The sequence below is a fragment of the Bordetella sp. 15P40C-2 genome, assembly GCF_009763235.1.
Classification (GTDB): domain Bacteria; phylum Pseudomonadota; class Gammaproteobacteria; order Burkholderiales; family Burkholderiaceae_B; genus Bordetella_A.
Map to the genome: position 1 here is coordinate 1 of NZ_WSJA01000059.1, position 691 is coordinate 691.

1 pseudogene is annotated in these 691 nt (G+C 63.2%); it reads right to left on the minus strand.

The window, feature by feature from the left end:
- Positions 1-691, minus strand: a pseudogene (locus GOQ25_RS19085) (hypothetical protein); the annotation flags it as partial.

Genomic DNA, 691 nt, shown 5'->3' on the forward strand with positions numbered 1-691 from the left:
ATGGATTGAACGGTCAGCCCGTTGGCGTAGTCACCGTAAGTGCTGATGATGCTCACGGGCGAGCCAACTGGGTCCGGCGTGACTCTGACGTCGGTGCCCGCCACGTGGATCAGCCCGCCAATTGCCGCCCCGGCAGGCCCGCCCCGACCGCCAGCGCCGCCCGAGGCGCCCAATGTGAACCGCGGCTCCAGCGTCAAGGCAATGTTGGCGTTGGACGGGTCCGCCTGCGCTGCCATGGACGACGAATCCCCCGCCGAGCCGCCGCCTCCGCCTATGCTCTGAACAAGTACCGCGTGTGAGCCTTGACCGGCGGTGGTGATATGTCCGCCTTTGTTAATCGCAAAGGTCACGTATTTACCATCACCGATCACCCCGCCTGCTGCGCCCAGAGAGACGTCGATGGCGACAGACGCTTCGTCGTGCCCGCCGAAATCGAATCCCGCGCCAAGCGCATCCGCGCTCGCGTTGCCGGCTAAACCCCCACCAGCTCCGATACTTTGAAGAACGACCCCAAAGGCGTCGATGGGAACCCTACCTACAGCAGGACAAGATGTCTCAACGCAAGGCCCGAACAGTGAAGGGGTATATCCGGTAACAATGCTGCCCGCGACCATCTCAGAACTGACTTCACCGGCGTCGCTGCCTTTTCCACCACGACCGCCCAGCCCGACAGTGCCACGGAATATGGGGA